Source organism: Pseudomonas sp. GD04091, assembly GCF_029836165.1.
Taxonomy (GTDB): Bacteria; Pseudomonadota; Gammaproteobacteria; order Pseudomonadales; family Pseudomonadaceae; genus Aquipseudomonas.
Map to the genome: position 1 here is coordinate 18,856 of NZ_JAOEBG010000026.1, position 12,466 is coordinate 31,321.

Consider the following 12,466-nt stretch of genomic DNA (forward strand, 5'->3'; position numbering starts at 1 on the left):
TCTTCCAGAATTGCCCTTATCTATTGGTCATCTCAGGCAGGTTCATCATCAAGGTGCTGTCCATCGCTCCGCCTGCCCCTTAAAGGAAGGTATCCCCATGCGAATAGACCGACTGACCAGCAAGCTGCAACTCGCGTTATCCGATTCCCAATCCCTGGCCGTGGGCATGGACCATCCGGCCATCGAACCCCTGCACCTGCTGCAGGCACTGATCGACCAGCAGGGTGGTTCCATCAAGCCACTGCTGATGCAGGTCGGCTTCGACATCAACAGCCTGCGCAAGGCGTTGACCAAGGAACTCGACCAGCTACCGAAAATCCAGAACCCGACCGGGGACGTGAACATGTCCCAGGACCTGGCGCGCCTGCTCAACCAGGCCGACCGCCTGGCCCAGCAGAAGGGCGACCAGTTCATTTCCAGCGAGCTGGTGCTGCTCGCCGCCATGGACGAGAACAGCAAGGTCGGCAAGCTGCTGCTCGGCCAGGGCGTGAGCAAGAAGGCTCTGGAAAACGCCATCAACAACCTGCGTGGCGGCGCGGCGGTGAACGACGCCAACGCCGAGGAATCGCGCCAGGCCCTGGACAAGTACACCGTCGACCTGACCAAACGGGCCGAGGAAGGCAAGCTGGATCCGGTGATTGGCCGTGACGACGAAATCCGCCGCACCGTGCAGGTGCTGCAACGCCGCACCAAGAACAACCCGGTGCTGATCGGCGAGCCTGGCGTGGGCAAGACCGCCATCGCCGAAGGCCTGGCCCAGCGCATCATCAACGGCGAAGTGCCCGATGGCCTCAAGGGCAAGCGCCTGCTGGCGCTGGACATGGGCGCGCTGATCGCCGGCGCCAAGTACCGCGGCGAGTTCGAGGAGCGCCTGAAAGCGCTGCTCAACGAGCTTTCCAAGCAGGAAGGCCAGATCATCCTGTTCATCGACGAACTGCACACCATGGTCGGCGCCGGGAAAGGCGAGGGTGCCATGGACGCCGGCAACATGCTCAAGCCGGCCCTGGCCCGTGGCGAGCTGCACTGCGTCGGCGCCACCACGCTCAACGAGTATCGCCAGTTCATCGAGAAGGACGCCGCCCTCGAGCGCCGCTTCCAGAAGGTGCTGGTCGAAGAGCCGAGCGAGGAAGACACCATCGCCATCCTGCGTGGCCTGAAAGAGCGCTATGAAGTGCACCACAAGGTGGCCATCACCGATGGTGCGATCATTGCCGCGGCCAAGCTCAGCCACCGCTACATCACCGATCGTCAGTTGCCGGACAAGGCCATCGACCTGATCGACGAAGCCGCCAGCCGCATCCGCATGGAGATCGACTCCAAGCCGGAAGTGCTCGACCGCCTCGACCGTCGTCTGATCCAGTTGAAAGTGGAATCCCAGGCGCTGAAGAAAGAAGAAGACGAAGCGGCGAAGAAACGTCTGGAGAAACTGACCGAGGAAATCGAGCGCCTGGAGCGTGAATACTCCGACCTCGAAGAGATCTGGGCCTCGGAAAAGGCCGAGGTACAGGGTTCGGCGCAGATCCAGCAGAAGATCGAGCAGGCCCGCCAGGAGCTGGAGGCCGCTCGCCGCAAGGGCGACCTGAGCCGCATGGCCGAGCTGCAGTACGGGGTGATCCCGGACCTGGAGCGCAGTCTGCAGATGGTCGACCAGCACGGCAAGACCGAGAACCAGCTGCTGCGCAACAAGGTGACCGAGGAAGAAATCGCCGAAGTGGTCTCCAAGTGGACCGGCATCCCGGTGGCCAAGATGCTCGAAGGCGAGCGCGAAAAGCTGCTGAAGATGGAAAGCCTGCTGCACGAACGCGTGATCGGCCAGAACGAAGCGGTGACCGCCGTGGCCAACGCCGTGCGCCGTTCCCGCGCCGGCTTGTCCGACCCGAACCGCCCCAGTGGCTCGTTCCTGTTCCTCGGCCCGACCGGCGTGGGCAAGACCGAGCTGTGCAAGGCGCTGGCCGAGTTCCTCTTCGACACCGAGGAGGCCATGGTGCGCATCGACATGTCCGAGTTCATGGAGAAACACTCCGTGGCTCGCCTGATCGGCGCCCCGCCAGGCTATGTGGGCTATGAGGAGGGCGGCTACCTGACCGAGGCCGTGCGTCGCAAGCCGTACTCGGTGGTGCTGCTCGACGAGGTGGAGAAAGCCCACCCGGATGTGTTCAACGTGCTGCTGCAGGTGCTCGAAGACGGCCGCCTGACCGACAGCCATGGGCGCACCGTGGACTTTCGCAACACGGTGATCGTGATGACCTCCAACCTGGGCTCGGCGCAGATCCAGGAACTGGCCGGTGACCGCGAGGCTCAGCGCGCGGCGGTGATGGACGCGGTGGGTTCGCACTTCCGTCCGGAGTTCATCAACCGGATCGACGAAGTGGTGGTGTTCGAGCCTCTGGGCCGCGAGCAGATCGCCGGCATCACCGAGATCCAGCTCGGCCGCCTGCGCAGCCGCCTGGCCGAGCGCGAGCTGTCGTTGAGCCTGAGCCCGGAGGCGCTGGACAAGCTGATCGCCGTCGGTTACGACCCGGTGTATGGCGCACGGCCGCTCAAGCGAGCGATCCAGCGCTGGATCGAGAACCCGCTGGCGCAACTGATCCTGGCCGGCGAGTTCCTGCCCGGCGCGGCGATCACCGCGAAGGTGGAGGGCGACGAGATCGTCTTTGCCTGATCAACGAGCCCCGCGTAAGCGGGGCTTTTTTTGGGATGCCATCCGAAGCGAGGCGCATTTTGTGGGAGCGGGCTTGCCCCGCTATGGCGCGGTACAGCCAATGCAAACCCCTGATTTTCTGGGCCCTGTCTAACCTGCTGAAAATTTTGAAAAAAATGCTTGCACTAAATTCAGAGTGCCCCTAATATTCGCCCCGCTGTCAGGCACTGAGCAGATCGCCAGCAACATCGACGATCTGAAAACAACTTACAAATCAGTAAGTTGAACGAAAAAAAGTGGTTGACAAGCAAAACGAAGAATGTAGAATAGCCGGCCTCAACAGCGACAACGCTGAAGAGTTCGAAGCTAACACAGGCTTCGAAGTGGTAAAGATGTACCGAAGTTCAGTTCCGCGATAGCTCAGTCGGTAGAGCAAATGACTGTTAATCATTGGGTCCCTGGTTCGAGTCCAGGTCGCGGAGCCAATCTCGGGGTGTAGCGCAGTCCGGTAGCGCGCCTGCTTTGGGAGCAGGATGTCAGGAGTTCGAATCCCCTCACCCCGACCATTTTCCGGGTCGTTAGCTCAGTTGGTAGAGCAGTTGGCTTTTAACCAATTGGTCGTAGGTTCGAATCCTACACGACCCACCATGTAAAAAGGGCATCTCGAATGAGATGCCCTTTTTCTTTTGTCCGCGTTTTTCAGGATGTGGCATCCCCTCGCACTTGCTACCCTGTGGCCTTTGCCCGCAGGAGCGTAGCGCATGCCCCTCAAAGCCAGTGTTTTCATCGCCACCAGCCTGGACGGTTACATCGCCCGCGAAGACGGCGGCCTCGACTGGCTGCTGGGCGCCACCCAATCCCCCGACGACCATGGCTACGCCGGGTTCATGGCGGGCATCGACACGCTGGTGATGGGGCGGGGAACCTTCGACAAGGTCATGACCTTTGGCGAGTGGCCGTATCCCGATACGCGGGTGGTGGTGGTCAGCAGTACCCTCCAAGCGCTGCCCAAGGGGGTGTCGGGGCAAGTCGAACTGCATCCCGGGCCGATCCCGGCGTTGCTCGAGCATTTACAGGCGACTGGCGCGAAAAGCCTGTACCTGGATGGCGGCAAGCTGATTCAGGGTTTTTTGCGCGAGGGGCTGGTGGACGAGCTGACCATTACTCGCATTCCCGTGCTGCTGGGGCAGGGGATTCCGTTGTTCGGCGAGTTGGCGAAGGATGTGCTGTTGCAGCACATGAAGACGACCAGTTACGAGAGTGGGTTTGTGCAGAGCACGTATCGCGTGGTCAAGTGAATCGCTGGGGCCGCTTTGCGGCCCTTTCGCTGGCAAGCCAGCTCCCACAGGTTGTTCGGCTTGCGTTGTGACTGTGGGAGCCGGCTTGCCGGCGAAAGGGCTGCGCAGCAGCCCTGGATCTTGAAGCCTCAGTGCAGCTTCAGGCGCGGTTCGGTACCCCGGCCAATCTTGCTGCCCAGCATCAGCATCAAGGTGCGGAAGGTCCCATACAGCGCCATCTGGTGCATGCGGTACAGCGACACATAGAACATCCGCGCCAGCCAGCCCTCCAGCTTCACGCTGCCCATCAGGTTACCCATCAGGTTGCCCACCGCCGAGAAGCGCGACAGCGACACCAGCGAGCCGTAATCCTTGTACTCGTAGGTCGGCAGCGTCTTGTTCTCCAGGCGCGCCTTCAGGCTCTTGGCCAGCAACGAAGCCTGCTGGTGCGCGGCCTGGGCCCGGGGCGGCACGTTGCGGTCGCTGCCCGGCTGCGGGCAGGCGGCGCAGTCGCCGAAGGCGAAGATATTGTCGTCGCGGGTGGTCTGCAGGGTCGGGCGCACCACCAGCTGGTTGATGCGGTTGGTCTCCAGGCCATCGATGTCCTTGAGGAAGCCCGGTGCGCGGATGCCCGCCGCCCACACCTTCAGGCTGGCCTGGATCACTTCGCCCGAAGCGGTTTTCAGGCCATCCTCGGTCACTTCGCTGACCGCGGCATTGGTCATCACTGTCACCCCGAGCTTTTCCAGGGTCTTGTGCACCGGCACGCTGATGCGCTCCGGCAGCGCCGGCAGCACGCGAGGGCCGGCTTCGATGAGGGTGATGTGCATGTCCTTCGGCTGGATCTTGTCCAGGCCGTAGGCCGCCAGCTCATGGGCGGCGTTGTGCAGCTCGGCCGCCAGCTCCACGCCGGTGGCGCCGGCGCCGACGATGGCCACGCTGATCTGCTCGCTGGCCACGTCGCCCGCGTGGGCGCGCAGGTAGTGGTTGAGCAGCTGCTGGTGGAAGCGTTCGGCCTGCTTGCGGCTGTCGAGGAACAGGCAGTGCTGCGCCGCGCCGAGGGTGCCGAAGTCGTTGGTGTTGCTGCCCACGGCGATCACCAGGGTGTCGTAGCCGATGGTGCGCGCAGGCAGCAGCTCGCGCCCGTCGTCGTCGAGGGTCGCGGCCAGCTGGATCAGCTTGCTTTCACGGTCCAGGCCGCTCATGCGGCCCATCTGGAAGTTGAAGTGGTTCCACTTGGCCTGGGCCACGTAGTTCAGTTCGTCTTCCGAGGAATTCAGGGAACCGGCGGCCACTTCGTGCAGCAGCGGTTTCCAGATGTGCGTCAGGTTGGCATCAACCAGGGTGATCTCGGCCTGTTTGCGCTTGCCCAGGCTTTTACCCAGGCGGGTCGCCAGTTCCAGGCCGCCGGCGCCGCCGCCGACAATCACGATGCGATGAGTCATGGGGATATCTCACAAGTTTTACGGAATTCGTGGACACAAGGTCCGGCCGCGTCCGACACGAGGGCTGGGCGAGCGCAAGGCAGCTCATAGCACCAGTCCACTCAGCAGGCGGCTCAACAGGCCCAGACCGATGGTCACCACCACCACCAGCAACAGGAGCAGCAACGGCCGGAAGGGCCGGCGCTCGACTTGATGCTGGGGGGCGCTCAGGTACTCATCGACGCGACGCTGATCTTCGGGATTCAGGCGGCTGGTCATGCTGGGCCTCGTCAGATAGACGTTGGTGGATGCGCAAACGCCACAGCGCTCACGCAAACGCATGGAACGAATGATAATGCTTTCTATCCCTGGCGCCGAGTGTACGTGATCGCAAAGACACCCGGCACTGGATCAAAGACTGATACCGACGTCGAACACGATGCTGCGCCCCAGGTTGCCGCGCAGGAAATCCGGCGCGTCCGGGTGGGCGAACAGCACCCGGGCGAAGGTCGGTCCCACCAGCGACAGCGACCGCCAGCCCTGGCGCAGGTACTCGGTGGGCGGCGGGAAATGGCTGTTGAGGTCGAGCACCTCGCGCTTGAGGCTGGCGAAGGCGATGATGTCCAGTTCGCTCAGGTCCAGCCCGCGTTCACGGTAGTTGTGCGACTTCTTGCGCAGCGTCGGCGCCAGCCGCACCAGCAGCTCCTGGGCACTGATCCGCCGTGGCCGTTGTTCACGGCGCACCAGCTGGCTCAGGGAAAACGCACTGCGCCGCCGTTGCAGCTCCTCGCGCCATTCGTCGTTGAGCCGGCGCCCCTCGTCGAGCACGAAGAACACCTCGAACGCCGCGTCGCGGAACAGCACATCCGGCGGCTCCTGGCCGGCCGGGGTGAAGTCCTCGCCGCGGTAGGGGATGTTCAGCCCTTGCAGCAGGCGCTGGCAGACCCAACGCTCGCGCTCCCATTTGCGGGCATTGGACAGGAACGCATTGGCTTGTTCGGCCTGGATGGTAAGCAGGCGCAGGTAGTCTGAGTCATCCATGGGGACAAGCTTAGTCGCTAATTCATGACGGTAAGATGCTGTTTGTGCGTGGGAATTAGCCAAGCACCAGCCATTGCTGGATCACGCCAAGCAAATGCAGCAGCCCGCCACCCAGGCAAATCGCCGAACTGACCGCGATGAAACGCCGGCTGCGCCCGGTGCCGGCCAGCAGCAGCGGGCCCAGCAGGCCACGGGCCAGGTACACCAGGGTGATGAGGCAGATCACCGGCAGCAGCAAGGGCAGCGGAGCGATCACGCCGGCCGCCGAGAGCGCGTAGGCCGCCCATGCCAGCAGCACCGCCGCGATCGCCGCCGTGACCAATGCCGGGTAGACGCGCCCTTGCTCGGCGGCCCGGGCCATGCGTTCGCCCGCGCCGAACAGGCGGTACCAGCGTGGCCCCACGACGATGACCGCCAGGTGCAGCACACCGGCGACGGCGCTGAAGGCCGCGCCGAGCAGCAAGGGGAGGTTGAATCCTTCAGTCATGACGGATGCGTCCTGCATCGAAAGAGGGCCACAGCCTATAGCAACCGGAAGAAAGGGAGAATGGGTGTAGACTCAGGCATGTCCACAAAGCAGGCAGGGGTATTGTCCAGGTGATCAGCGCACAGGTCTTGTCCAGCACCAGCCTCACCCTTGGCTGGCTCGGTTACCTGCCCCTGCTGATCTGGGCCGCCAGCCGCACCCGCTGGGTCGAGCTGTTCACCGATACCCGCCGCCAGCACCTGCTGTTCGGCACCGTGTTCTGCCTGTTCGCGCTGTGGCTGGTGCGCCGCGACTTCGACACTGGCGTGTCGTATCACTTCATCGGCATGACCGCCGTCACCTTGCTGCTGGACTGGCCGCTGGCGATCCTCGGTGGCTTCCTCGCCCAGCTCGGCCTCTTGCTGCTGGGCCGCCAGGACCTCGCCGCGCTCGGCGTCAACGGCCTGCTGATCATCGGCCTGCCGGTGCTGGTCACCGAGGTGTGCGCGATCCTGGTCGAACGCGCGCAGCCGCGTAACCTGTTCGTGTATATCTTCTGTTCCGGGTTCTTCCCTGCGGCGTTGACCGTGCTGGCCTGCGTGTCGGCCGCGCTGGGGCTGCTGTGGCTGGACGAACGTTTCGCCATGCCGGAATGGCTTGGCGACTTCGTCGGCTATCTGTGGCTGATGATGTTCCCCGAGGCGTTCATCAACGGCACCGTGATCACTGCCCTGGTGGTGTTCTGCCCCGAGTGGCTGGAGACGTTCAACCGCACCCGGTATCTGCAGGCGCCGTGGAAGGATGAAGAGAAGTGATGTGGCTGGTACCGGTTTGCCCCGCGATTGATTGATCTGGGCCTGTCGTTTCTCAATCCCCATCGTCGCGAGAATAGCGTGAGCGTTTGAACAGCAGGCGCTGGCCGACAAGCATGAACAACATCCCCCACAGGCCGCCATCGAGCTGCAGCACTTGCCGTTCGCCCAATTGGGAGCACGTGGTGATGCCGACCACCATGAAGATGACGTACACGGCCTTTCTCAACACTTTGGGACGGCACATCCAGTCGAGCAGCACGCCTGCCGCCAATCCGTAAGCGATGAAGTACAGTTCTGGCATGTTGGCGTCCTGCTCAGATGACCAGCAGCAATGAGGATGACTGTGGTCCGATGCCGCCATGTACCCGCGCTGATAGCAATACCAGTACATCGCCTGCGTGGAAGGTAGGAATACTCGTCTTCGCTCCCCAGGAGGCAGCGCCCCCTGTCACAAGGCCAGCTGCAAAGCCTGCCGGGCCACCCACAAGTACTGCCGTGGTTTTGCCTGCCAGGGCGCCGATAACATTGGTCACAGTGTGGCGCTGGTCGTTGAGCAGGTCGCCTTGCTGGCGGCTGAGGGGGCGGGAGACAGCGGCCCTCATATGGCAGGGAAGTTTCCCGGGCAGCATCCTGTCGGAGAGCTCTGCCACTTTTTCTACGACCTGATAGTGCGCTTTGTGAATGAACGGCAGGCTAAGGGTACGCAGGTGGCAACATGCTTCGGGTTGAATGATGAACTCGCTTACGTCGAACACAAGGCCATGCGAGGCGATGACTTGGTAGTGCTTGTCGACGTGCATGCGCGCTCCCCTTCCTCAGCCCGTGAGGCTTTGATCCATGGGTATCGAACGATGCCAATGGATGGGGCGCGCGCCTATTCAGCTTGGTCTGATTGATCTGTATGAAACGTCAGGGAGTGAATCCAGCCTCAATGACGCGGCTCCAGATCCCCCGAATACAGCTCATCCTCGGACTCGTCCGCCCCTGCTATCTTGTGTTCCTCGGCCGCCCAGGCCCCCAGGTCGATCAATTTGCACCGGTCCGAGCAGAACGGCCGGAACGGGCTCTGCTCGCCCCATTCCACAGGCGCCCCGCAGGTCGGGCAATCAACGGTCATCGGCTGGCTCATGGCTGGCCTCCTCGCAAAGTCAGGTAAAAGTGGTGCAGGCGGTCGATCTGCTCGTGCAGCGATTGCAGGTCGCGATCGTTGACCACCACGTCATCGGCATGGCGCAGGCGCTCTTCGCGGGCCAGCTGGGCCTGGAGAATCGCCTGCACCTGTTGCGGGCTGGTATTGTCGCGCGCCAAGGTGCGTTGCAGCTGCAATTCGGTCGGCGCATCGATCACCAGGATCCGCTGGGTCTTGCGGTACTGCCCCGACTCGATCAGCAGCGGCGAGACATACACCGCATAGGGCGTCTCGGCCTTGGCCAGGTAGCTGAAGATCTCCTGGCCGATCAGCGGGTGCAGCAGCTGTTCCAGCCATTGCCGTTGCGTCGGGTCGGCGAAGATCAGCTGGCGCAGGGCGCCACGGTCGAGCTGGCCATCTTCCAGCAGTACGCCGGGGCCGAAGCGCTCGACGATGCTGGCCAGGGCCGGGCGGCCTGGCTCGACGACCCAGCGCGCGGCCTGGTCGGCATCGACCAGGTGCACGCCCAGCTCGACGAAGCGCTCGGCGGCGGCGCTCTTGCCGCTGCCGATGCCACCGGTCAGGCCGAGAATCCAGGGGGTGAAGGGCGCTGTGCTCATCAGGTTCCAAGCAGTTGCAGGTAAGAGGCGACTATTTCATCACCCCAGAGCAGCGCGATCCAGCCCGCAATGGCCAGATAGGGCCCGAAAGGCAGCGCCGCGCCCATCTGCGTGCGCTTCAGGCGCACCAGCGTCAGCCCGATCAGCGCCCCCACCAGTGAGGCCAGCATCAAGGTCAGCGGCAGGATCTGCCAGCCCCCCCAGGCGCCAAGCATGGCCAGCAGCTTGAAGTCGCCGAAGCCGATCCCCTCCTTGCCGGTCACCAGCTTGAACACCCAGTACACCGACCACAGGCTCAGGTAACCCGCCACCGCGCCCCACAGCGCATCGGCCAGCGGCACCAGCAGCCCGAAGGCATTGACCACCAGCCCGAGCCACAGCAGCGGCAACACCAGCACATCCGGCAGCAGCTGATGCTCGGCATCGATCAGGCTCAAGCCGATCAGGCCCCAGGTCAGCAGCATCACCGCCAGCGCTTCGACGCCCGGCCCGAAATGCCAGGCCACCAGCAGCGAGAGCAGGGCGGTGGCCATTTCCACCAGGGGATAACGCGCACTGATCCGCGCCTTGCACCCCGAGCAACGCCCGCGCAACGCCAGGTAGCTCAGCAGCGGGATGTTCTCCCAGGCGCGGATCCTGCGCTGGCAATGCGGGCAGCGCGAAGCCGGCAGGCACAGGTCGAAGCGCTCGTGCACCGTCTGCGGCAGCCCCAGCACCTCCTGCGCCTCGCGCTGCCACTGGCGCTCGAGCATCACTGGCAGACGGTGCGCCAGCACATTGAGAAAACTGCCCACCAGCAACCCCAGCAGCGCGGCCAGGGTGAAGAAGAACGGCGGATGATCGATGACGAGGGTCCAGGCATTCATGTTCAGATCAAGCTACCCAACTGGAAAATCGGCAAGTACATCGCCACGACAAGGCCCCCCACCAGCAGCCCGAGGATCAGCACGATGGCCGGCTCCAGCAGCGTGGTCAACTGCTCCAGCGCCTGGCCCACCTGCTCTTCGTAATGTTGCGCGGCCTTGTCCAGCATCCTGTCGAGGGTGCCGCTGGACTCGCCGACCGCCACCAGCTGGCGCAGCAGCGGCGGAAACACCCCGTCCGCTTCCATCGCCTGCTGCAGGCCCAGCCCGTTGGCCACGCGCTGGCGCAGGGCCAGGATCGCCCGCTCATGCAGGCTGTTGCCGCTAACCGGTGCCACCGTGGCCAGCGCATCCAGCAACGCCACGCCGGCGCCATACGAAGTCGCCAGACTGCGTGCGAAGCGCGCCAGCGCCGCCTGCCCGAGCAGCGTGCCGAGCACCGGCACCCGCAGCCCCCAGCGCACCATCCACAGGCGCGCCGGCAGATGGCGCCGATAAAGCGCCCGCACGCCGAGCCCCGACAGGGTTATCAACAGCACCAGCCACCCCACGTGATCGCCCAGCCCTGTGGATAAATCGATCACCCACTGGGTGAACGCCGGCAACGCCTTGTCGAAACCGGCGAACAGCCCCTGAAAGCGCGGCACCACCTCCAGCAGCAACAACGCCGCCACGCCAAGCCCCGTCAGCAGCAACAGCGCCGGATACAGCATCGCCTTGCGCACCTTTTGCCGCAGTGCCTGGCGCTTCTCCAGCATCCCGGCCATCTGCTCCAACTGCCGGTCCAGCGTGCCCGACTGCTCGCCCACCCGCACCAGGTTGCAGTACAGCGCATCGAACCACGCCGGATGGCGCTGCAACGCCTCCGCCAACCCCAGCCCCGCCGCCACGTCCTGCTTCAGCCGCGCCAGCAGCGTCGCCATGGCGCTGTCCACCGTGCTGCGCGCCATCACCTCGAACGCCTGCAGCAACGGCACCCCCGCCATCAGCAAGGTCGCCAGCTGCCGGCTGAACCCCGGCGCATCCGCCTTGCCCGCCCGCCGTGGCCAGCGCCAACGCAGCCCGCCCGCCAGCCGCACCCGCGTGGCACGGATGCCCTGGCGTCGCAGCCACGCCTGCACGAAGGCCGGGCTGCGCCCCGTTTGCTGGCCCTGTTGACGAACGCCGGAGGCATCGACGCCTTCCCAGGCATAGAGGCGGGTGGAAGCTGGCATGCGAGAGTCCCTTGCAGTGATGCGACAAGCCCCGTAACAGCTTGCCGGGCCCGTCCCCGGGCGCGTTTCCATGACGCTCACTAGAGTAGTTCAGCGAAGATGACGCCCTGCCGAGCAGGGGTGACAAAAGGTGTCGGTTCAGGCCTACTGCGCGCCTGCCGGGCGCGGCGCCCCCAAGATGAAACAGCGCCGACCGCGCCTCCATGTATTGCGAAGGAAGACCGTTCATGAAAGGGCAACGAGGTATCACCCTGATCGAACTGATGATCGTCGTGGCGATCATCGGCATCCTGGCGACCATCGCCATTCCCATGTACACCAACCACCAGGCCCGCGCCAAAGCCGCTGCAGCGTTGCTGGAGATCTCCGCGCTGAAGACGCCGATGGATGTGCGCCTGAACGAAGGCAAGGACGTGCCCGACGTCGCCAGCCTGGGCGGCCAACCGAGCACCGCGCACTGCGCGATCACCGCCAGCGGCAGGGCGGCGGATGGTACGGCCAGCATTGTCTGCACCCTGGCCGAAGCGCCGGCCAATGTATTGGGCAAGACCCTTACCCTGGCACGCACCCAGGCCGGCTGGACCTGTGCCACCACGGTCGAGGAAGACCTCGCGCCGAATGGCTGCAAGGCGCAGTGAAAGTGAGGTGAAACAGGGGTTTGCGTAACCGACACGGCAGTGGTACGTTGCGCAACACGCCGGTGTAGCTCAGTCGGTAGAGCAGCGCACTCGTAACGCGAAGGTCGCAGGTTCGATTCCTGTCTCCGGCACCAGTAAAATCAAGGCTTTAGGTTAAATTCAGTTTTCGCAGTTCTCATGCATGACAGCAGCGTGACAGCAATTTGAGAGGGTTTTCTCTCGGCCTGACAGCTTCCTCGCGGTTTTATCTGTGGGTGTGTGGTGGGTGCAAATGGACGTCCCCAATCGCTGCCTGACCCGGAATCCGAGGTCATCTGCTGGTTAGACTCCATATGTCA

Annotated in this window: 14 protein-coding genes and 4 tRNA genes; 8 read left to right on the forward strand and 10 right to left on the reverse strand. The window is 63.9% G+C overall.

Features of this window, described 5'->3' with window-relative positions; all coding sequences use genetic code 11:
- Positions 1-97: 97 nt before the first annotated feature.
- From clpB to N7422_RS23250, 5 genes are all read left to right on the forward strand, one after another.
- Complete coding sequence (clpB, locus tag N7422_RS23230; protein WP_279808743.1) at positions 98-2,662, forward strand: ATP-dependent chaperone ClpB; 2,565 nt, start codon at positions 98-100, stop codon at positions 2,660-2,662.
- Positions 2,663-3,050: 388 nt separating this feature from the next.
- Positions 3,051-3,126: transfer RNA gene (locus tag N7422_RS23235), tRNA-Asn, on the forward strand.
- A 4-nt stretch (positions 3,127-3,130) separates the two neighbouring features.
- Positions 3,131-3,207 (forward strand) — tRNA-Pro (locus N7422_RS23240).
- A gap of 6 nt (positions 3,208-3,213) precedes the next feature.
- Positions 3,214-3,289: transfer RNA gene (locus tag N7422_RS23245), tRNA-Lys, on the forward strand.
- A gap of 113 nt (positions 3,290-3,402) precedes the next feature.
- Positions 3,403-3,939, forward strand: coding sequence for a dihydrofolate reductase family protein (locus N7422_RS23250; RefSeq protein ID WP_279808744.1), 537 nt, complete (start codon positions 3,403-3,405; stop codon positions 3,937-3,939).
- Between the two features lie 128 nt (positions 3,940-4,067).
- On the opposite strand, the gene N7422_RS23255 is transcribed toward N7422_RS23250, so the two are convergent.
- The 4 genes from N7422_RS23255 to N7422_RS23270 all read right to left on the reverse strand — a co-directional run bounded on the left by N7422_RS23255 (position 4,068) and on the right by N7422_RS23270 (position 6,870).
- Entirely contained in the window at positions 4,068-5,363 is a 1,296-nt protein-coding gene (locus tag N7422_RS23255; protein ID WP_279808745.1) for an NAD(P)/FAD-dependent oxidoreductase, read from the reverse strand.
- An 84-nt stretch (positions 5,364-5,447) separates the two neighbouring features.
- Complete coding sequence (locus tag N7422_RS23260; protein ID WP_279808747.1) at positions 5,448-5,621, reverse strand: DUF3094 family protein; 174 nt, start codon at positions 5,619-5,621, stop codon at positions 5,448-5,450.
- Between the two features lie 132 nt (positions 5,622-5,753).
- A complete protein-coding gene (locus N7422_RS23265) occupies positions 5,754-6,383 on the reverse strand; it encodes a DUF1780 domain-containing protein (RefSeq protein ID WP_279808748.1) in 630 nt (209 codons plus the stop codon).
- Positions 6,384-6,438: 55 nt separating this feature from the next.
- Entirely contained in the window at positions 6,439-6,870 is a 432-nt protein-coding gene (locus N7422_RS23270) for a hypothetical protein (protein ID WP_279808749.1), read from the reverse strand.
- A gap of 110 nt (positions 6,871-6,980) precedes the next feature.
- Between N7422_RS23270 and N7422_RS23275 the strand changes: the two genes are divergently transcribed.
- Positions 6,981-7,664 (forward strand): energy-coupling factor ABC transporter permease, encoded by a 684-nt coding sequence (locus tag N7422_RS23275; protein WP_279808750.1) that lies wholly within the window; start codon positions 6,981-6,983, stop codon positions 7,662-7,664.
- Positions 7,665-7,716: 52 nt separating this feature from the next.
- Here N7422_RS23275 and N7422_RS23280 read toward each other — a convergent pair whose 3' ends face one another.
- The 6 genes from N7422_RS23280 to N7422_RS23305 form a co-directional block, all read right to left on the reverse strand.
- Positions 7,717-7,965 carry a hypothetical protein gene (locus tag N7422_RS23280; RefSeq protein ID WP_279808751.1) on the reverse strand — a complete coding sequence of 83 codons (249 nt, stop codon included), beginning with the start codon at positions 7,963-7,965 and terminating at the stop codon, positions 7,717-7,719.
- Between the two features lie 13 nt (positions 7,966-7,978).
- Positions 7,979-8,464, reverse strand: coding sequence for a hypothetical protein (locus N7422_RS23285; RefSeq protein WP_279808752.1), 486 nt, complete (start codon positions 8,462-8,464; stop codon positions 7,979-7,981).
- A 128-nt stretch (positions 8,465-8,592) separates the two neighbouring features.
- A complete protein-coding gene (yacG, locus tag N7422_RS23290) occupies positions 8,593-8,793 on the reverse strand; it encodes a DNA gyrase inhibitor YacG (RefSeq protein ID WP_125462598.1) in 201 nt (66 codons plus the stop codon).
- Positions 8,790-9,413, reverse strand: a complete 624-nt coding sequence (gene coaE / locus N7422_RS23295; protein WP_279808753.1) for a dephospho-CoA kinase — start codon at positions 9,411-9,413, stop codon at positions 8,790-8,792. The genes yacG and coaE overlap by 4 nt, the downstream gene beginning before the upstream one ends.
- Complete coding sequence (locus N7422_RS23300; protein WP_279808754.1) at positions 9,413-10,279, reverse strand: A24 family peptidase; 867 nt, start codon at positions 10,277-10,279, stop codon at positions 9,413-9,415. Before N7422_RS23300 ends, coaE begins: the two co-directional genes overlap by 1 nt.
- A 2-nt stretch (positions 10,280-10,281) precedes the next feature.
- Positions 10,282-11,490: a type II secretion system F family protein gene (locus N7422_RS23305; RefSeq protein WP_279808755.1), complete on the reverse strand. Its 1,209-nt coding sequence runs from the start codon at positions 11,488-11,490 to the stop codon at positions 10,282-10,284.
- A gap of 227 nt (positions 11,491-11,717) precedes the next feature.
- Here N7422_RS23305 and N7422_RS23310 point away from each other — a divergent pair, with 227 nt between their 5' ends.
- Both N7422_RS23310 and N7422_RS23315 read left to right on the forward strand, forming a co-directional pair.
- The gene (locus N7422_RS23310) at positions 11,718-12,128 is read left to right on the forward strand and encodes a pilin (protein ID WP_279808756.1); all 411 of its coding nucleotides are present in this window, start codon (positions 11,718-11,720) and stop codon (positions 12,126-12,128) included.
- Between the two features lie 58 nt (positions 12,129-12,186).
- A tRNA-Thr gene (locus tag N7422_RS23315) sits at positions 12,187-12,262 on the forward strand.
- Positions 12,263-12,466: the final 204 nt, after the last annotated feature.